General features: G+C 58.6%; 12 protein-coding genes. 9 read left to right on the plus strand and 3 right to left on the minus strand.

Translation table 11 applies throughout. From position 1 onward, the window contains the following. The first annotated feature begins 197 nt into the window (after window positions 1–197). The 4 genes from AC1DYF_RS12850 to AC1DYF_RS12865 all read left to right on the plus strand — a co-directional run bounded on the left by AC1DYF_RS12850 (window position 198) and on the right by AC1DYF_RS12865 (window position 9,668). Window positions 198–6,557, plus strand: coding sequence for an RHS repeat-associated core domain-containing protein (locus AC1DYF_RS12850; protein WP_477877125.1), 6,360 nt, complete (start codon window positions 198–200; stop codon window positions 6,555–6,557). Further along, a complete protein-coding gene (locus tag AC1DYF_RS12855) occupies window positions 6,554–7,009 on the plus strand; it encodes an ankyrin repeat domain-containing protein (protein ID WP_477877126.1) in 456 nt (151 codons plus the stop codon). Before AC1DYF_RS12850 ends, AC1DYF_RS12855 begins: the two co-directional genes overlap by 4 nt. A 338-nt stretch (window positions 7,010–7,347) precedes the next feature. Then, a complete protein-coding gene (locus tag AC1DYF_RS12860) occupies window positions 7,348–9,270 on the plus strand; it encodes a HAMP domain-containing methyl-accepting chemotaxis protein (protein WP_477877127.1) in 1,923 nt (640 codons plus the stop codon). A 203-nt stretch (window positions 9,271–9,473) separates the two neighbouring features. Next, window positions 9,474–9,668 (plus strand): hypothetical protein, encoded by a 195-nt coding sequence (locus AC1DYF_RS12865; RefSeq protein WP_477877128.1) that lies wholly within the window; start codon window positions 9,474–9,476, stop codon window positions 9,666–9,668. Between the two features lie 46 nt (window positions 9,669–9,714). Here the strand turns inward: AC1DYF_RS12865 and rbsK are convergent, their stop codons facing one another. Next, window positions 9,715–10,635, minus strand: a complete 921-nt coding sequence (gene rbsK / locus AC1DYF_RS12870; RefSeq protein ID WP_477877129.1) for a ribokinase — start codon at window positions 10,633–10,635, stop codon at window positions 9,715–9,717. Window positions 10,636–11,066: 431 nt separating this feature from the next. Between rbsK and AC1DYF_RS12875 the strand changes: the two genes are divergently transcribed. From AC1DYF_RS12875 to AC1DYF_RS12885, 3 genes are all read left to right on the plus strand, one after another. After that, the gene (locus AC1DYF_RS12875) at window positions 11,067–12,659 is read left to right on the plus strand and encodes a sugar ABC transporter ATP-binding protein (RefSeq protein WP_477877130.1); all 1,593 of its coding nucleotides are present in this window, start codon (window positions 11,067–11,069) and stop codon (window positions 12,657–12,659) included. After that, the gene (locus tag AC1DYF_RS12880) at window positions 12,656–13,660 is read left to right on the plus strand and encodes an ABC transporter permease (protein ID WP_477877131.1); all 1,005 of its coding nucleotides are present in this window, start codon (window positions 12,656–12,658) and stop codon (window positions 13,658–13,660) included. The genes AC1DYF_RS12875 and AC1DYF_RS12880 overlap by 4 nt, the downstream gene beginning before the upstream one ends. Window positions 13,661–13,759: 99 nt before the next feature. Beyond that, the gene (locus AC1DYF_RS12885; protein ID WP_477877132.1) at window positions 13,760–14,917 is read left to right on the plus strand and encodes a substrate-binding domain-containing protein; all 1,158 of its coding nucleotides are present in this window, start codon (window positions 13,760–13,762) and stop codon (window positions 14,915–14,917) included. Between the two features lie 209 nt (window positions 14,918–15,126). Here AC1DYF_RS12885 and AC1DYF_RS12890 read toward each other — a convergent pair whose 3' ends face one another. Continuing rightward, window positions 15,127–15,573: a hypothetical protein gene (locus AC1DYF_RS12890; protein ID WP_477877133.1), complete on the minus strand. Its 447-nt coding sequence runs from the start codon at window positions 15,571–15,573 to the stop codon at window positions 15,127–15,129. A 187-nt stretch (window positions 15,574–15,760) separates the two neighbouring features. Between AC1DYF_RS12890 and AC1DYF_RS12895 the strand changes: the two genes are divergently transcribed. Both AC1DYF_RS12895 and AC1DYF_RS12900 read left to right on the plus strand, forming a co-directional pair. Beyond that, the gene (locus AC1DYF_RS12895) at window positions 15,761–16,852 is read left to right on the plus strand and encodes an AI-2E family transporter (protein WP_477877134.1); all 1,092 of its coding nucleotides are present in this window, start codon (window positions 15,761–15,763) and stop codon (window positions 16,850–16,852) included. Between the two features lie 19 nt (window positions 16,853–16,871). Next, on the plus strand, window positions 16,872–17,984 hold the full coding sequence (locus AC1DYF_RS12900) for a zinc-binding metallopeptidase family protein (RefSeq protein WP_477877135.1): 1,113 nt from the start codon (window positions 16,872–16,874) through the stop codon (window positions 17,982–17,984). Here AC1DYF_RS12900 and AC1DYF_RS12905 read toward each other — a convergent pair. Then, window positions 17,976–19,202, minus strand: a complete 1,227-nt coding sequence (locus tag AC1DYF_RS12905) for an NAD(P)/FAD-dependent oxidoreductase (RefSeq protein ID WP_477877190.1) — start codon at window positions 19,200–19,202, stop codon at window positions 17,976–17,978. The two genes, AC1DYF_RS12900 and AC1DYF_RS12905, sit on opposite strands and share 9 nt — an antisense overlap.

Below are 19,202 nucleotides of genomic sequence, written 5' to 3' on the forward strand. Positions count from 1 at the left end.
CTCATGCTCCCGTATTGCCTGTGCGCTTTTGTCGCAACACGTAAGAAAATCTGATCTCAATCAAAGTATTGAAGAATGTTGTCATATATGTTTTTCGATCTTTTCTAGGTGCCTATGCACAACCAAATATTGCTGATCTAAAAATTACCATGATAGCAATTCCGCGGGGATTTTTGTACCTAGAGGGGCGATCCGGCATGCGTCGATCGATTGGTTTTTCGTGCTTTTTTGTCAAGTTCGCAGCATTCTCCGGCTTGGCGTTGTATGCCAGCGGCGCGGCTGCATCGATCGACGCTCGGCAATCCTTGCCCGTACCACTCCCGCAATACACAAGCCCCGGCTTCCCTGCACTCGCCCTTCAATCCGATAAGGACATCGTGCGGGCTCTCCGTCTTCACGCTACGCGGCTTGCCGGGCTCGAAGGGCTGGTCCATGTCGCGGACGACGATACGCTGGCATCGACCGACGATCCATCCGACCCGACGCAGAAGCCAGTCATGGAAGCGGCCAAGGTGCCGGATATCGGCGGCGCCGGAACGCTGGGGTATGACTATAAGCTCGACCTCCCCGATTTTCATGGCATCGAGCCCAATGTCACCCTCAATTACTCATCAAACCGCAAGACGCGGCTGGGCGGCACGTACCAGGGCTGGCTCGGTTACGGCTGGGGTTTGAACGGCTTCGACGTCATCGAGCGGACACGGCAAAAAGGCGGCGTTCCGTCGTTCGACAATGCCCAGGACACGGTTCAGTTTAACGGCGAAGAGCTTGACGTCTGCTCCGGTAAGAACCCGGTTGCCGCCGAAGTCGTTGTGTCGAGCACCTCCAGCGCATCCTGCACCGCGGGCGGCACGCATGTCACCGAACACGAGAATTATCTCAAGATCGTCCACCAGGGCGGCAATACCGCCGGCAATACTTGGACGCTAACGCAGCGGGATGGCACGCAGATTGTGCTCGCCACTGTCGGTGATCTCAGCGGGTATGTAGCGGGCAGCGGCGACGACAGACTTGCCTATAAGGCGCGCTGGCTGGTGCAATCGGTTACCGACATACACGGAAACCAAGTCACCTATGCCTACGATTGCCCGACGCTGCCGGTCTGTTATCCGTCGACGATTTCCTACAACGGCACCATCGTCCACTTCTACATGGTGGACCAGAACAAATATCTTTCCACGGCCAACGGCGTTGGCATGTCGAACATCAAGAAACAGCTGAGCGCCGTTTCTGTCACGACATCTGGTTCGATGGTGGCGGCATGGGCGTTCAACTATGCAACCGAGAGCGATCTTGGGACTTTGCGCCTTTCAAGCGTCACCCGTTATGGCAACGACGCCACCGTGAGCGGGGGAGCCGTCACGGGTGGCACCGTGATGCCCGCGACGCAGTTTACCTATGCCAACTACAACGGATTTTCTTCTGTTCAGCAAGTCACCAACATGACAGGGGGTGGTCAGGCTGTGCCGGTCGATGTAGACGGAGACGGCGTTTCCGAGATCCTGTGGACGACCCAGAACGGCACGTGCAACTACTCGCTGTATTATGTTGATCCCACAAACCGGGCGAATGTGCAAAGTCAGGCACTGAGCACGCCATGCTACCTCTACATGGGCGATGGCGCGCCTCGCTTCAGCATCGGCAATTTCGGCAGCAATCTCAAAGAAACGCAGCTTCTGTTCCGGAAGGGCCTTAACAATCCATCTCAGAGCATCGAATCGCCGGTCGACAAAGTGGTGAAGTTGGCCCGCTTGAACAACTTCCAGCCCTCGACGACGGATTGCTCGGCGATCGACAGCAGCAATCCGATCAGCGTTGATTGCAACAAGAGCAAGGACAGTTCGCAAACCCTCGACGTCGATGGCGATGGGCGCGCCACGCTGCAAACCACCTATATCGATAAATCCACTCCCGCTTACACGAATGTCTACATCGCCCCTGGAGACAATCCGACAATCGTTACGGTGGGCACGGCCAATTTATATGACGATGGCCGCCAAGAGACAGTGGTGGCACAGCCCGATGGCCTCTATGCCCACCAAAAGGTGTTCGGCGGCGTACTGGCGCTGACGAAGATTTCCAACATAGTGGGCTGCATTCCGACCTCTGACGGCACCACAATCCTGAAGCCGGACTGCCGTGTGGGGGATGTCAACGGTGACGGTATAGACGACGTGGTCAATCTGCTGACCAAGAAATACAATACCTTCAATCAAGGTAGCGTTGTCTCCACTGAGATAACAATAACGCTGAACGTCTATCTCGGCACGGGCGCGGCGGATGGCGTGAACGGCCTCAAACTGGCCTACAGCGCGCAGCTGCAAGACACGAGTTCGGTGACTCCGCATAGCCCGACGTTCTCATCGGACCAGAGCGGTATTGCCGACCTCGATGGCGACGGCAAAGCCGAAATCATGATCGACAAGTATACCAACGGCAAGTACGTGTCGTATATCGAGCGTCTCATGCAGACCTCAAGCGGCTATGCGCTCGCCGACGATACTGTGTTCAACAATCATATGGTCGGGAATATCGCTGACTTCGACGGTGACGGCATTGCCGACATGATCGGGACCGGCAATGCTCTGGATTGCAGCTGCCACCACATCCGCTGGGGCCAGAGCAGCCAGACGGGCTATGTTCCGAACGCGCTCATGTCGGTGCGCAGCGAAACCGGCGCCAAAGTCACGTTCAATTACAAGCCGTCGACCGCCTACGCCAACAATTTCCTGCCGTTCGTGCTGCAGACGATCGGCCAGACAGTGGCCGACGATGGCCGCGGCAACACCTCGACGACATCCTACACTTTCTCTGGCGGCCTCTACGATTCCGTCCCGCGCAAGTTCCTTGGCTTCCAGCAGCAGACCAAGACGTTGCCGAGGATCGCCGCCGACGGTTTGGCGCCCAGTGTCGTGACGACCTACGACCAGAGTATACAAAACAGCGGTTCGCCGCTCACGAGCGTCTTCTACGAGAATACCGCCAGCGGGTCGACTTGGCGCAAGATCATTGCCCATCGTTGGACGTTGCAGACGTCCAAGCCCTATCGGGCGACGGATACGGCTGACTGGTTCTACACCAATGACGGCGGTGTGGCGCGGACGCTCAAAGTCATCAATGACTACGATCCTTACAACAATGTCACGACCAAAACCGCTTTCGGTTTGATATCGCCTGGCGTCGCCGCCTCGGACGTAATCACGGGCACGGCGCCTGGAAACAATGCCGACACCGATATCGCGGGCGACGGAACGCAGACCGTGGTTTCCTTCGCGCCAAATACATCCAAATATATCGTCTCGCTACCCTATAAGACGATCGTCTACAACGCGCCGGCCAACGGCAGCCAGATCAAGCGAACCACGGCGGTCTATCCGGATGGCAACAGCACACCAGTGCTCGGCAACCCGCCGATCTCGACCGACCTGGTGCAGAGCACAATCTTCAAGGACGTAACCGATACCACCACCGCGGAGACAACGAACTACGTCTATGATAGTTACGGCAACCGGACAAAACAGACAGATTCGCTCGGCAATGTCACCAGGTGGACTTATGACACCACTTACAACCTCTTCCCGGCAACCGAAACCAATGCCCTAACCCAAACAACCACGTACACCTACAATCCGGTCTGCGGAGCGATCCGAAGCCAGACCGATCCGAACGGCATCGAAATCGATACGTTCTACGATGTCTTCTGCCGGTCGCAGAAAGTCATAAATCAGAACACCGGCGCCTATACGATGACAACCTTCACCAATGAAGGGAATTTCGGCACCAACGGCCTTCTCGGCAGCGGCACCGCGGCACCGAGCCTCGTCACCCAGGCGCCCGTATTCGACAGTTACGACAGTAGTGGCCATGCGGTGGAAAAGCTTACCACAACGACCCAGTATTTTGACGGCTTCGGCCGCATCTATCGCGCCGTGAAGACCGGCGACAGCAATTCACCCACGTCGACCGTCAATACCGAATATGACCCCCGCGGCAATATCAAATCGCAAACCCTGCCGACGGGAACGCAGTATGTCGCCACCTACGATCACGATTGGGGCAACCGCCTGATCACGGTCACCCGTCCAGATGGGCAACATGTGCACATCGACTATAGCAATGTCGCCAATGACAACGAGGATCACAGCCTCCCGACATCGAACCTGCTTCTCGGTCAGAGAACGGTCACCAACGAGAAGAGCAGGGTGACGCAATCGACCTACACAACGGCCGGCGATATTGCATTGCTCAAAAAGAAGGGCCCCRGCGACACCAGCTACACGCTCAAGCTAGCCGCCACCTACACACCGCTGCACCAGCTGCTGAACGTGCAGGACGCTGGCGGCGCGACATGGTCCTACATCTATGACAATGCCGGCAACCGGAAGCAGGTATCCGATCCCGACATGGGGGCTTGGAACTATACCTATGACAACGACAACAATCTCGTCACGCAGGTGGATGCGCGCGGCAAGACGTCGATATTTGCCTATGACAAGCTGAACCGCGTGACGACCGACACGGTTGCCGGCGCCGTCATCGTCTCCAACACATATGACGAACCGACGTCCGATAATAGCATCGGTCACCTGACGACGGCCACAAACGGTCTTCTTGCCACCGACCAGGACTTCGCCCAGCAGCAGTTCTTCTACGATGCCAATGGCATGGTCACCAGGAAGAAGACCACCATCGCCTGGGCGGCCAGCAAGAGTATCGTCCAGAACGAGGTTACCACCTACGATCCGCAGTCCAAGCTGATCACCGGCAAATCCTATTCGGCACAGGACAATAACGGCAATACCCTGAGTGCTGGCGCATTGACGGTCGGCGCCACGACCGATCCCTGGACCTACACCATCAAGGGCGAGGTGCAGCATATTCCGGGCTATGTCAGCCTGAACTATGAGGCAGACGGCCAGACCACCTCGATCCTCTACAACAACAATGCCAAAACCACCTATGCCTATGATCCCAACAGACGTTGGGTCACGAGCAGACTGACCATGCTCGGCACGACAACACAGCTGATCTCAGACACATATCAGCATGATGCCTCCGGCCTGATCACCAACATCAATGATTTCAACCCCGATGGGAGCCCAAATGCGGCAGACACCTGGACGTACACGTATGACGGACTGGAGAGGCTGACATCGGCAAAGAACACTGCTCAAGACGCCTATTCGGAACCGAGCTTCACCTATACGGACAACGACAACATCTGGACCCGCTCGCGCGGAAACCTCACCTTCCACTATAGCGGCCTGAACGGCCTGACGCCGCACCAAGTTTCCTCGATCAGCGGCAGCTCGGTCAACTTCACCTATGACGCGAACGGCAACATGACACTTGATGATGCACGTAGCCTGCAGTGGGATGCCGCCAACCGTCTGAAGCAGGTAACCATGACCGTCGGTGGTCTCGTGACCAAGTTCGTCTACGGGCCGGATGGGGCGCGCGTGAAGAAGGCGCCGGCGACGGGGCTCTACACCCTCTATCCGGACGCCAAGACTGAAATCTCCATCGATCCAAGCACCAGCATTGCGACATTCACACGCTATCCCTTCGGCGACCTGATGATCAGGGGAACGACTACAGGAACGACCAAAGAGTTCCTCATGCGCGATCACCTTGGCTCGGTAAAGATGGTGCTGAAGGACACCGGCGCGATCGACCCATCACCCACTCGATACGCCGCCTACGGCGAACCGACGAACCCACTCATACCCAGTCAGGTCCAATATATCGGTGAACGCTACGACACCGAAACTAAGCTTATGTACCTCAATTTCCGGTACATGGATCCGATCAAGGCGCGATTTGTTTCGCCGGACAATTGGGACCCAACCAAAGATGGTGTCGGAACGAATAGGTACGCCTATGCAGAAGACGATCCGATTAATCATGCCGACAATGATGGGCATAGCCTAAGCGGGACAGAGACTGACGATGACGAGTCTCCGCAAATGCGGACGGATTCCGGAGCCAAAGAAGGTAGTGGCAGTGTAACTTCTCAAGATGAGAAACAGAAACTGCAAAACGATGACACAGAAGTTGCAGACGCATATGTTGTCTGGGGACATTGGAAGAGTAAAGCAATACCTCCTGAGAAGTCGACAAATCCCCTCGGACATGCATCTATCGTCGTAGATCGCTTCGGTGTATTTTCATTCGAGACGGGTACAAAACTTGGCTCTGACCCAGGCGATTTTTTGGGAAAGCAGGCCCAGCAACGTGATCAGGACATCTATTCAATAAAAACAACTCCTGAACAGGATCAAGCAATTGTTAAAAACTTAAAGGAAATGGCCAAGCAGCCGTATGACCTTTTCCATAACAACTGCGCTAACCGGACGCTCTCGGCAATTGACCGTGTGGTTTCGTTGAAGGACAGCATCTTGGACGGTCTTACAGGGCCAATAAAAGGCAGTGACACTGGCCTATCACCCTGGGGTGTGGGCTGGAGATTGGGCACAGCTGGTTATCCGGACCTTTCTGTGCCGGTGGGAACAATGAGTGGCCAGCAAATACTTGACCGTATAGGGTATAAGCCATGAGGGCGCACATCATATCAAGATTTTATTGTGTGTTGTTCATTGTGTTGCTCGGAGCATCTCCTGCCCGAGCTTGTGAGCGTGCGATTGACATGTTGGATGCAGTTGCCTCTGGCTCGGCCGATACTTTAGAGAGCATCCTCAAATCAGGGGAAAATCCGAATTGCAGAGGCCCCGATGGCGATACCCCGTTAGGGGCCGCTGTATCCAACCGAGATATTCCGGAGATCAAAATACTTCTTAAATATAAAGCTGATGTGAATCAGACAGAGGGAGGAATAAGTCCGCTCTTTAGCGCCGCTTTGGCAAATTGTGTTCAATGCGCAACCATATTAATTGACGCAGGCGGGAAGTTTATCGCCGATGAAACGCAAGTAGAGTCTTTGCGAAGATACAGACATATAAAGGACAGCAAGTTCTGGACAGGCATAATTGAGGGCGCCGGTTCGAAATGACTTGACCTGAGGTTACGATCCATTTCGAGCACTGACTTTGCAGTCGCCAACAATATTCGGCCGGCGAATCACTCCGGCCGCTCCAGGGCGGCAATCGATGCCATCTTCCGGGAATAACCATTAAAAAGACGGAAAAATCAGCGTTTATTTGATGAATATTATTTCACCATTTGCTTAATTAGATGTTTTTCCGTAAATTTCACGAAATTCCGCCGTGGTTGCGGTCAAGGTTAATGAAAACTTTAAATATTTTGTCAAATCTAGCTCATGCATTGTTCTAACGCGGGCAGCCACCTTTTACGTTTTTGCCGGTTGCGCCCCTAAAGGGGAATTCTAAGATGCGGAGACCCAGTATCAAGGCATTTTTGACAGGGATTTTCTCCCTCATCATCATCTCGAGCTGCCTGTCGGGATATCTCAGTGTCAGCGGCATGCAGGCGCAGCACAGTTCGACATTGGAGATTGCCGGGGACTCGCTGCCGAGCGTCGAAGCGGTCAAGAGCATTCAGGTGGCGCGGTACAAGCTGCGCCTCGCCTATGTCGGCCATATCCTTTCGCTTACGCCTGAAGCCATGGCCGTTGCGGAACAGGACATCCTGAAAGCACGCGAAGCCGCCAATGCCGCAATAAAGGTTTACGAGCCCTTCGTTTCCAATGAGCGCGAAAGGTCTTTGATCGAGGAGATCAAAACGACGGCAGCCGCCTTCGACCAGGCGTCGGAAAAGATGCTTGCGCTGTCGCGGCAGAACAAGAACGAGGACGCAACCAAAGTCTTCAACGACGACATGGCGCCGATCGGCGTAAAGACCATGAACGCCGTAGAAGAACTCGTAAGGCACAATCTGGACGAGGCTGCGAGCAACGAGAAGAAAAGCCAGGCAGTCTACGATTCGACGGTAGGTCTGACCTATATTGCGCTCGGTTTCGGCATTCTGATTTCCATCGCCGGCTGCCTGTTTGCACTCACCGGCATTGCCAACCCGATCGGCCGCATCACCGGCGCGATGCGCAGGCTTGCCGACGGTGATACGGTTTCGACCATTCCCTTTGCCGGGCGTGCCGACGAGATCGGTTCCATGGCGGGCGCCGTGGAAGTGTTCCGTCAGGCCGCGATCAGCAATAAGCGCCTTGAGCAGGAGGCAGAGGAAAGCCGCAAGCGCGCCGAGGCGGACCGCATCGCCGCCCAGCAGCAGGCCGAGACCGATGCCGCCGAACGACTGCGCATTGCTACTTCGGGGCTTGCCGCCGGCCTGCAGCGTCTCGCCGCCGGTGACATCTCGTTCCAGCTCACCGAAGCCTTTGCTCCGGATTTCGAAGCGCTACGCCAGGACTTCAACAGTTCGGTCGAGCAGTTGGGCACGACCCTTTCATCGATCTCGGAAAGCATTGCCGCGATCGACAATGGTTCGCGCGAGATTTCCTCAGGTGCCCAGGACCTTTCCAAACGCACCGAGCAACAAGCCTCCGCGCTTGAAGAGACGGCCGCGGCTCTCGACGAGATCACCGTCAATGTCTCCAACTCCACCAAGCGCACGGAAGAAGCTCGACTGGCCGCCACCGACGCCAATCGCAATGCCGCGCAATCGGCTGGTGTGGTCAGCCATGCCGAAGACGCGATGCGCCGGATCGAGGAAAGCTCGCAGCAGATTTCCAACATTATCGGCGTGATCGACGAGATCGCCTTCCAGACCAATCTGCTGGCGCTCAATGCCGGGGTGGAAGCGGCACGCGCCGGCGAAGCCGGCAAGGGTTTTGCGGTCGTCGCCCAGGAAGTGCGCGAACTTGCCCAGCGTTCGGCGCAGGCCGCCAAGGAGATCAAAGGGCTGATCCAGAAGTCGACCGCGGAAGTCGAGGGCGGGGTCAAGCTGGTTCGCGACACCGGCGTCGCGCTGAAGACCATCGGCGACCAGATTTCGGACATCAACAGCCATATGGAGGCGATCAGCACATCGGCCAGGGAACAGTCCACCGGCCTTGCCGAAGTCAACACTGCCGTCAACGCCATGGACCAGACGACGCAGCAAAACGCCGCCATGGTGGAGCAATCGACCGCGGCATCGGCAAACCTTGCGCTGGAAGCGGCCAAGCTGCGCGAACTCGTCGGCCAGTTCAAACTGCAGCGGGCCAATTCTCCGGCCGCGGCGCTACGCCAGACGGCGCGCGCCATGGCGCAACCCGTTCGCGCGCCGCTCCATGCTTCCGCACCGAAGAAAGTCGCGGCAGGCGGTGCAGCTTCGCAGGGCGCTTGGGAAGAGTACTGACGAGGTCACAGCTTTTCCAGGGCAGTGCGACGCTGCGACATGGGCGCCACGGTGCCGCTGACGACACTGCGTGATTTAGCCGCACGCAACCATCGCAGCCTGGATCGGTTAGCTCCAATGAGCTTGCTCTTTTGCAAAGGTATGAACCAATGCCGGGCAGAGAAGACAATACCGCAGCCCAAGTCCTTGCTATCGGAGGCATTTTGAATTCGCTGGTCCATACCCTCAGGAGAACGGGAACGCTTTCCGACCAGGATATCGACAAGATTCTCGATGACACGCTCACCGGCTTGGAACAGGCGGAGGCAGCCATTGACGACGAGGCGACAAGGCAAGTGATCAACGCGGCGCGCAGGGAAGCGACATATCTTTTTCCCTCGCGATCGCTCAAGGGCTGATGACGCCACCCAGCGACACGCTGCGAAGGGCTGATATCGCTGGCGCTTAAACGGCCAGGAGCGCGCGAATTTCGTCGAGGATTGGCATCGAGGGTGCCGTGCCGCGGCGGGTAATGGAGATTCCAGCCGTGGCGCAGCCGAAGCGCACGGCGTCGATGGGACTTGCCTCATTCGACAGGGCTGCGGAGAAACCGCCGATGAAGGCGTCTCCCGCGCCCGTCGTGTCGATGACGGCGCCGCCGGCGATCGCCGGGACAAGCTCGGAATGGCCGGTCTTATGGTAAAGAACGCCGCGGCTGCCGAGGGTGATCAGCGCCGTCCCCACGCCTTTGCCAAGCAGTACATCTCCCGCCCGCCGCGCGTCATCGAGCGAAGTGAGGGCAAAACCGACCAGTGCTTCCGCTTCGGTCTCGTTGGGAACGATATAGTCGCAGAGCGGGTATATGCTGTCCGGGAAAGGCTCGGCCGGAGCGGGATTGAAGACCGTGACAACACCGGCTGCGCGGGCAATCTCCAAGGCCCGTTCGGCCGCGGCGGCGGGCTGCTCCAGTTGCGTGACGAAGACTTTCGATGCCTCGATCGTTTCTCGTGCGGCCTCGACATCGTCGATGCCGATCGTGCCTGCCGCGCCAGCGTAGACGATGATGGCGTTCTCGCCATTGTCATCGTTGACATAGATGAAGGCAGCGCCTGTGGGCATATCGTCCATTCTTGTCAGCTTTGGCAGGACTCCTGCCTCGGCATAGGTTGCCAGGGCCAGATCGCCAAATGCGTCGCGACCGATTTTCGAGATGAACGACACGCGGCCGCCCGCTCGCGCGGCTGCGACTGCCTGGTTGGAGCCCTTGCCCCCCGGCCCGATAGAGAAGCCGGTGCCCTTGATCGTCTCGCCGGGCTTCGGCATGCGCCCTGCGAGATAAGCGGTGTCGGCGACAAAAATACCAAGAATTGAAATGCCCGCCTTCACGCGTCCTCTCCCGTTGCCTGCTCTATGTGGAGTCGATGTTATGGTTGTTTCATTCATTGTTAGAATTTCATCATGGGGACTAAGCGTCAAGATGGAGGTTCATGAAAATTGGCAGTTGGGCGCGCGGCAATCGGCGGAGGCAGTCTCGAGTGCCGCGACCGGGCAGAATTCCAGGCCCTGCTTGCCTATGAAAATCGCTTTCTTGCGAAGAAAAGATGACGAATAACAATAAAAATCAAGTGCATGCCTGGGTTTCCCCGTCTGGTTCGAAGGCCGCGATTTTAACAGAGTATAACAGATTGGTCGTGAGTTTTTGCGCGTTTGTGATTGACATCGCAAAATGTTGATGAAATTCTAACAGCGTTGGGTGCCGTCACTCACAGCGCTGGCCACAATTTTGAGGCGCGCGGCTGTTTCGGCGGGGAGGCAGTATGGTCGAAACGAATTCGGTTGCGAAGCAATCGCCGTCGCCAACGCCCTTGGTTCGCGTCGAGGGGGTGACCAAGAATTTTGGCGGCGTACAGGCACTCCGAGGAGTCAATCTGGACGTCTATCCAGGTGAAGTGCATGCGCTTCTGGGTGAAAACGGCGCCGGGAAATCCACTCTGATCAAGATCCTCAGCGGGGTTCATGCCTGTGATGGCGGGTTCATAGAGATCGCCGGACAAAGGGTGGCATTCGATTCCCCGGCGAAGTCGCGCGATGCCGGCATTGCCGTGGTTTATCAGGATCTAAGCTTGGTCGAGTCGCTCTCCGTCGGCGCCAATCTGATGTTGKGTCGAGAACCGCGCACGCGTCTGGGTTTTCTCAGAAAGCGCCAGCTGATGGAGGAGGCCGATGCATTTCTCAAGCAGCATGGCATGCCGCTCGATGCACGCGCATCCGTCGGTTCGCTGCCCTTTGCCTACCGGCAGATGACCGAAATCTGCAAAGCATTGATGGGGGATGTCCGTGTCCTCGTCCTCGATGAGCCGACCTCGGCGCTCACGGGTGATGAAGAGGAGATTCTCTTCGATGCCATCCGCACGGTCACCGACCGCGGCGTTGGCGTCATCTACGTGACCCACAGATTGAACGAGGTGTTTCGCATTTCGCAGCGGGTCACCGTTTTTCGCGACGGTGTCAATGCCGGCTCTTTCGCGACGGCCGAAACGGACATGAAGCAACTGGTTGCCGCGATTGTCGGACCCGGCCATTCCGTCGCCAAGTCCGGCGAACAGAGTGGCAAGCTGCCGCAACCGGGCGCATCGCATCGGCAAAGGCTGGCTGCCGGCGACAATCCGGTTCTGACCCTGTCGGGTGTCTGCAACGACCGGCTTCGCCACGTCGATCTCACGCTTCTCAAAGGGGAGATTCACGGGATTGCCGGGTTGATCGGCAGTTCTCGAACGGAGATCCTGCAGACGATTTTCGGCCTCCGGCGCATCGATACGGGCAATGTCGCGCTTGATGGGGTTTCGCTCAACAAGCGCACGCCGGCAGAAATCATCGAACTCGGCGTTGCCCTGGTGCCGGAAGACCGTCACGAACAGGGCCTCGTCCTCGAACATTCCATCGAGCGAAATCTCACCCTGCCGCGGCTGCGTCTTTTTTCTCGCTGGGGATGGCTGCAGCATCGCTCCTCCGTCCGGCAGGCCGAGCTGGCGATGAGGACACTGTCGGTGAAGGCGCCGGGTCCGTCGACCGAGGTCAAGAACCTCTCCGGCGGCAACCAGCAGAAGGTCGTTTTCGCAAAATGGAGCCATCCGCGACCAAAGGTTCTCCTGCTTGATGAACCGACCGTCGGGGTCGATGTCGGCGCGCGTGAGGAAATCTACGACTCGWTCCGCAAAGCGGCGAATGCCGGTACCGGCGTCCTGGTCGTGTCCTCCGACCTCGAGGAGCTTCTGCTCCTATCCGACCGGATTTCGCTCGTCGTCGATGGCAGGGTCGTCAAGACCGTGGACCGCGGGGCGTTCGACAGCGCTGAACAACTTCACCATCTGATTCAAACCTCCCAATCCCAGGATGAGGGCGCGGCATGACCGAAACTGTTACTTCCTCTCCGGCTGAGCGGCCAGCTTTCGGAGCACACCAGCCGCCGCGTGGCCGCCGGCTGGCTCGGCTGCTGCTGCAAGGCGATAGACCCTATATGCTTTATATCGCATTTTTGGTCCTGCTCGTCATCTTCAGCATGGCGTCTCCCTGGTTCCTCTCCATCGACAACTTTCTCAACATCGGACGCCAGACGACGCTGGTCTCGATCGTCGCGATTGGCATGACATTCATCATCATCGCGCGGCAGATCGACCTGTCGGTCGGATCGACGCTGGCGTTTTCCGGCATGTGTGCGGCGCTGGCCATGGCTCACATCGGCAATAACTGGCTCGTCGGTACGTTGGCGGGATTGGGGACCGGGGCTTTGGTTGGTGCAATCAATGGCGTTCTCACCACGCGGCTCGCGATCCCGTCCTTTCTGGTCACRCTGGGAACGTTGAGCGCCGCACGTGGACTGGCCTTGCTGGTGACGGATACCAAACCCGTCATCATCACCAACGAGACCTATTTCGCGTTGTTCGGCGAAGGCACTCTTGCGGGGATGCCGGCGCCGATCATCTGGACGGCGGCGGCGACAGTGTTCGGCATCCTGCTGCTGCATTACAGCGTCTATGGCCGCCAGATCTACGCCTCCGGCGGCAACCCGACGGCGGCGCTCTATTCGGGCATCAACACCAAGCGCGTCACCACGCTGGCTTTCGTGCTCACCGGCATGCTTGCGGGCTTGGCTGGCCTCGTGCTCTCGGCGCGGTCGCATGCGGCGCGCCCGGATGTGATGCAAGGGCTTGAACTCGATGTGATCGCGTCGGTGATCCTCGGCGGGTGCAGCCTGTTCGGCGGGCGCGGCTTTATCCTGGGCACACTGCTCGGCAGCCTGATCATCGGCACGCTCAACAATGGACTGGTGCTGCTTGGCGTCACCTCTTCGCTGCAGCTTGTCATCAAAGGCGCGATCATCGTTGCCGCAGTCGCTTTCACGAGGAGGTAGCCGATGCGCCCAGACCGTTAGCCAGGACACGCTCTAGAGGAGGGGTCGCCGAGGCGGATGCATCGATGACCAAAGCACAAGACATCAATGGAGGAAATCATGAATTACGTTTCAAAATCAAAGACATTGTTTGCGGCGCTGATGCTGGCAACGAGCGCGGTCGCGCTGTCCGCCGCCGTCAGCCGGGCGGAGACGACCGCATCCTGCGTGACAGGTGTCGATCTTACGAAACTCGGGCCGACATCGATCATAGGGCAGGGGCCGAACGGCGAAAAAGCAGCCTCGGTTGATGAACTCAAGCTTTCGGACGACGATGCTGCAAAGGTCAAGGCTGGCCACTTCAAGGTCGGGATTTCCATGCAGACCGTCAATCTCGACTGGTCGCAACTGCAGGTGCAGGGCATTACCGATACGCTGAAAAAATATGGCGTCGAAGTGACCGGCGTTGCATCTGCCGAATATCAGGTGGACAAGCAGATCGCCGACATTGAAAACACCATCCAGCAGCATCCCAACGGCATCATCTCCATCCCCGTCGATGGAACCGCGACGGCTGCAACCTACAAAAAGGTTTCCCAGGCCGGCATCAAACTGGTGTTCATGGACAACGTTCCGACCGGTCTCAAGCATCCGGAAGAATATGCATCGATGATCTCTGCCGACAGCCAGGGAAATGGCTGGATCGCTGCGCAGATCCTGGCATCCTGCGTCCCGCAGGACGGCACGATCGGCTTGGTCAATTTCGGCGTCGATTACTTCAGCACCAATGAACGCACCAAAGGTGTCCACGACTGGATGGCAAAGAACCGGCCGGACATCAAAATGAAGCAGGTCGATTTCACCGACCCGTCGAAAGTGTCGCAGATCGCAGGGGACTTCCTGACGGCAAATCCCGATGTAAAGGGCCTGTTTGCAGTCTGGGACCAGCCGGCACTTGACACGCTCTCATCGATGCGGGCACAGGGCGTCGACATCCCGATCGCGACGGTGGATCTGGGCCTGCAGTCCTCGATCGAAATAGCCAAGGGCGGTCCGCTGAAGGCGACAGGTTCGCAGCGGCCCTATGACCAGGGTGTTGCCGAAGCGATGGCAATGATGAATGCGCTCATCGGCAAGACGCCGCCGGCCTGGGTCGGCGTCCAGTCATTGCCGGTCGTGCAATCCAACGTGCTCGAATCCTACAAGACCGTTTTCAAGAAGGACCCGCCTGCAGAACTGACGGATGCTTGCAACGGCGCAAAGCCGGCCTGCAATTGACGTGATCGATCGAATTGGGGAGGGGCCGCATCGGCAGCCCCTCTCCGACGCCTTCATTTCCATTGTTGCCGTGACGCACAGATCCTGGATCGCGTGGCGCCCACGATGTGTCTGAGTGAACGGCGTAGAACGATGGCGTCGACCCACCCCTCGCCGTCAGTCAGAGGTGACCGGCCGGCCTGCCATGGGGGCTGCTTTCAGGGACCTGCTTAGTCGATGAATACCGGCGTGCCGTCGAAGACGTCCGATGGCAAGCGCATGCCCGCGACTTTGGGATCGCCGACATCAAAGGCGACATAGTCGCGGAAGAACGACCGAGCATGGCGAGAATTGCGGATGTCACGCCAGGGAATGAAGAGTACGGGATGTCCGATCCGGAACATCCAAAGCGGTGCGAGGAACATGCCATCATCGGCGATGGTCACCGTCAGGACCCGATTGTAGCTCGTGATGCCAACCATGCCGGTCATGCCCCGGATCGCGCGCCGGCCTTCCGGCGGCCGGGTGGCGCGATAGCGCCTGGCCAGCCGCCGCCATCCGCCGATGAAGGACATGGACATCAGGACGAAGGTCCACAGCCCGCCGAAGAAGACCGGCCAGACGAGAATGATCAGCGCCAGAAGCAGCCATGTGGAAAGGCCGGTGGTGTGGGGCATTGGAAGTCCGTGGGTGAGCGAATGGCGAATAGTTGTCAGCGAATAGTTTTACAGCAATGACGTCAACTGCTTCTTAACTATTCGCTATTGGTCAATAACTATTCGCTGTTCCCTGTTCGCCCACCCCCTTCCCCCGGAACAAAACCCCAATCCGTCGCGTTTCCGGGGAAATCCTGGGCGAAAAAGTATGCGTACTGGCACTTTCGGGCTGCGCACCGTGAAACTGGCGCCGCGGACCGGCATCGAGAATGTCTTCGTTATCGCCGCGCGCGTCTCGCAAGTCGTCGTGGCGCTGATCGCCACCGTTTATGCACTTGATTATGCCGAGATCATCCTGGCGCCGATTTTCCTCGGCCTGGTGATTGGGCTGATGTTTTCTCCGGTCGCCCGGTCCATCGAGCGGCATGGGGTGCCGAACTGGCTTTCGGGGCTGGTCATCGTCTTCGTCTTCATCCTGCTGTTGCTGCTGATCGCGACGGCGATCGCGGTGCCGCTTTCCAATTGGATCGACAAGGCGCCGGACATCTGGAAAAGCTTGCAACTGCATATCAGGGATTGGAAGAGCGTGCTCTCCTCGCTGACCAGCCTGCAGAGCCAGTTCGGCAGCCTGATGGGGCAGACCGGCGCGATGATCGTCAAGCTCGACAACGGCAGTCCGGTGGAAAGCGTGGCCACGCTTGGACCGACGATCGTCGCGGAACTGCTGCTGTTCTTCGCCAGCATCTATTTTTTCATCGCCACGCGCGACCAGTTCCGGCTTTCGGTTCTGGCGCTGTGCATGACGCGCCGCCTGCGCTGGCGTATCGCCCATTTCTTCCGCGATGTGGAAATCCTGATCTCGCGCTATCTGCTGACCATCACCAGCGTGAATATCTGTCTCGGAATCGCGGTGACGCTGGCACTCTGGGCCGTGGGCATGCCGTCGCCTGTGCTCTGGGGCGTGCTGGCAGCGGTGATGAATTATGTCACCTATGTCGGTCCGGCCATGATGGCCGTGGTGCTCCTGTCCATCGGCCTGGCGACGCGACACGGTTTCGACATATTGCTGCCCCCGGGCGTCTATCTTGGCCTGCACCTCATCGAGTCGCAATTCGTCACGACGCAGATTCTGGGCGTGACCATGACAATGAACCCGTTCCTGGTGTTTCTGGCGCTGGCCTTCTGGATCTGGCTCTGGGGGCCGATCGGCGGCTTCATCGCCGTGCCGTCGTTGCTGGTCATCTATGCTCTTTTGCGCAATACCGTGCAGATGCGGAACCAGGCAGCGGTGGTGCAATGAACTCGATCAAGGTGGACGAATGAAGATCTTCAAATGCCAGAATTGCGGCAATACCCTCCATTTCAACAATGACACCTGCCTGAACTGCGGCCTGAAGGTCGGCTATATACCCGAGCTTTTCACCATGTCGGCGCTCCAGCCGCAAGGCGAGCATCTGAGCGCGCTGGTCGATCCGAACCGTCCCTATATCTTCTGCCACAATGCCAGCGAGGCCGCCTGCAACTGGTTGGTGGCGCAGGAATCGGGTGAGACATTCTGCCTTGCCTGCCGCTACAATCTCACAATTCCCGATCTTTCGGTGCCTGACAATCGCGAACGGTGGCAGAAGATCGAGCAGGCGAAGAAGCACCTTTTCTATTCGCTCACGCGTTTCGAACTGCCGATTCCGAATCGAGCCGCCGATCCTGAGAACGGCCTCGGCTTTGAATTCCTCGCCGACACGGTCAATGCGGACGGCACGGCGGAGCCTGTCATGACGGGACATGCCAGCGGCCTGATCTCGATCAACATCGCCGAGGCCGACGATGCCGAGCGAGAGCAGCGGCGTACGGCGATGGGTGAACCCTATCGCACGCTGATCGGCCATTTCCGCCATGAGATCGGGCATTTCTATTGGGACCTGCTGGTCCGCAGCGGCGAGCGGATGGAGGCGTTCACGGCTTTGTTCGGCGATCCCGACCGGGACTATGCCGCAGCGCTGCAGCAGCATTACCAGAGCGGCGCGCTCGTCGGCTGGCGCGACAACTATATCAGCGCCTATGCTTCGGCCCATCCTTGGGAGGATTTTGCCGAGACCTGGGCGCACTGCTTCCACATGGTCGACGGGCTGGAAACAGCAAAAGTGTTCGGCATCCATCCGGATTTCAAGGTCGACATGGGGCTCGGCAAGCCGGCCGATCCCGATTTCGATCCTTATCGGGCCACCAATATAAGGCCGGTCATTGCCTCCTGGGTGCCGCTCACCGTGGCGATCAACAGCCTCAACCGCAGTCTCGGCCAGCCGGATTTCTATCCGTTCGTGCTGACGCCGATGGTGATCACCAAGATCGACTTTGTGCTCAGGCTGATCGTCAGCGCCCAGGCGGAGCAGGACGACCCGTTTGCGCCGCAATCGGCGATGCAGTTAGGCTAACAACGCCTTCATCTTTGTCGCGGGGTCGGCAAGCGCTGCCGGATCAGGATGGGTGCGCCTGGCGATCAGCATTTCGGCGATGCGGATATCCTTGGCCACGGCATTGCCGGTGGACATGCCGCTCGCCGCCAGCAACCGCCCGTCCTCGGCGAGATCAAATTGCAGGAAGGCGTCGTCGGAGAGGGTGCGGGTGACATGGGTGGTCGCACCGTCCGCAAGGCCCACGACCTGCAGCGTCAGGTCATATTGATCCGACCAGAACCACGGCACCGAGGCGATCGGTTCGTCATGGCCGAGCATGTTGCGGGCCGCGAGCGTGCCCTGGTCCTGGGCATTGCGCCAGGCTTCGAGCCGCACCCGCCGTCCGCCATAGATGGGCAGCGGGAAGGAACAGCAGTCGCCGGCGGCGAAAATGCCGGGCGCGGAGGTCTCCAGCCTGTCATTGACGGCGATGCCGTTGTCGATGGCGAGGCCGGCGATCTGAGCCAGGCCGACATTGGGTGCGGCGCCGACGCCGACGATCACCAGGTCGGCAGCGATCCTGTCGCCATTGGCGAGCACGATGACTGCCTCGTCCGTCGTCTCTTCGAGGCCGGCAATGGAAACGCCGCAGCGCAGGTCGACGCCTTCGGCGACATGGCGTGCGGCGATGCGCGTGGCAATGGCTTCCGGCACGCCGCGGCTCAGCACGCGCGGCAGGCCCTCGACCAGCGTCACCGCTGTGCCGGCCTTGCGCGCCGAAGCGGCGAGTTCGAGGCCGATGAAACCGCCGCCGATGATCGCCAGACGCCGGCCCTGGCCGAGCGCCTCCCGAATGGTCACCGCGTCGTCATGGCTGCGCAGCGTCACGATCCGGCGGCTGTTGGCCGGCATGAACGGCAGCCGGCGCGGGCTGGCGCCGATGGCGAGCAGGGCCGTGTCGAAGGCAATCCGGCTGCCGTCGGAGAGTTCGATCGCCCGCGATGCGGGGTCGAGCGCCATGGCCGACACGCCGGTGCGCAGATCGATATTCTGTTCGGCGAATTTTTCGCGCGGTGCGACATGGGTGGGCAGCGCATCGGCAGCCAGTCCATGCTTGGAGAGCGGCGGCCGCTCATAGGGATGCAGCACCTCGCTGCCGATCAGCACGATCGGGCCGGCATGGCCGTTGTCTCTGAGCGCAAAGGCGGCGCGCGCGCCGCATTCGCCGGCACCGATGATGACGGCGCTTTGATCCAT

Source organism: Rhizobium sp. P2_G9 (genome assembly GCF_056403475.1).

Coding starts and splice junctions, on each gene's coding strand:
- AC1DYF_RS12895 (WP_477877134.1), top strand. CDS start 15,761: ATGCGTACTGGCACTTTCGGGCTGCGCACCGTGAAACTGGCGCCGCGG.
- AC1DYF_RS12860 (WP_477877127.1), top strand. CDS start 7,348: ATGCGGAGACCCAGTATCAAGGCATTTTTGACAGGGATTTTCTCCCTC.
- AC1DYF_RS12905 (WP_477877190.1), bottom strand. CDS start 19,202: ATGGATCAAAGCGCCGTCATCATCGGTGCCGGCGAATGCGGCGCGCGC.
- AC1DYF_RS12900 (WP_477877135.1), top strand. CDS start 16,872: ATGAAGATCTTCAAATGCCAGAATTGCGGCAATACCCTCCATTTCAAC.
- AC1DYF_RS12890 (WP_477877133.1), bottom strand. CDS start 15,573: ATGCCCCACACCACCGGCCTTTCCACATGGCTGCTTCTGGCGCTGATC.
- AC1DYF_RS12885 (WP_477877132.1), top strand. CDS start 13,760: ATGAATTACGTTTCAAAATCAAAGACATTGTTTGCGGCGCTGATGCTG.
- AC1DYF_RS12855 (WP_477877126.1), top strand. CDS start 6,554: ATGAGGGCGCACATCATATCAAGATTTTATTGTGTGTTGTTCATTGTG.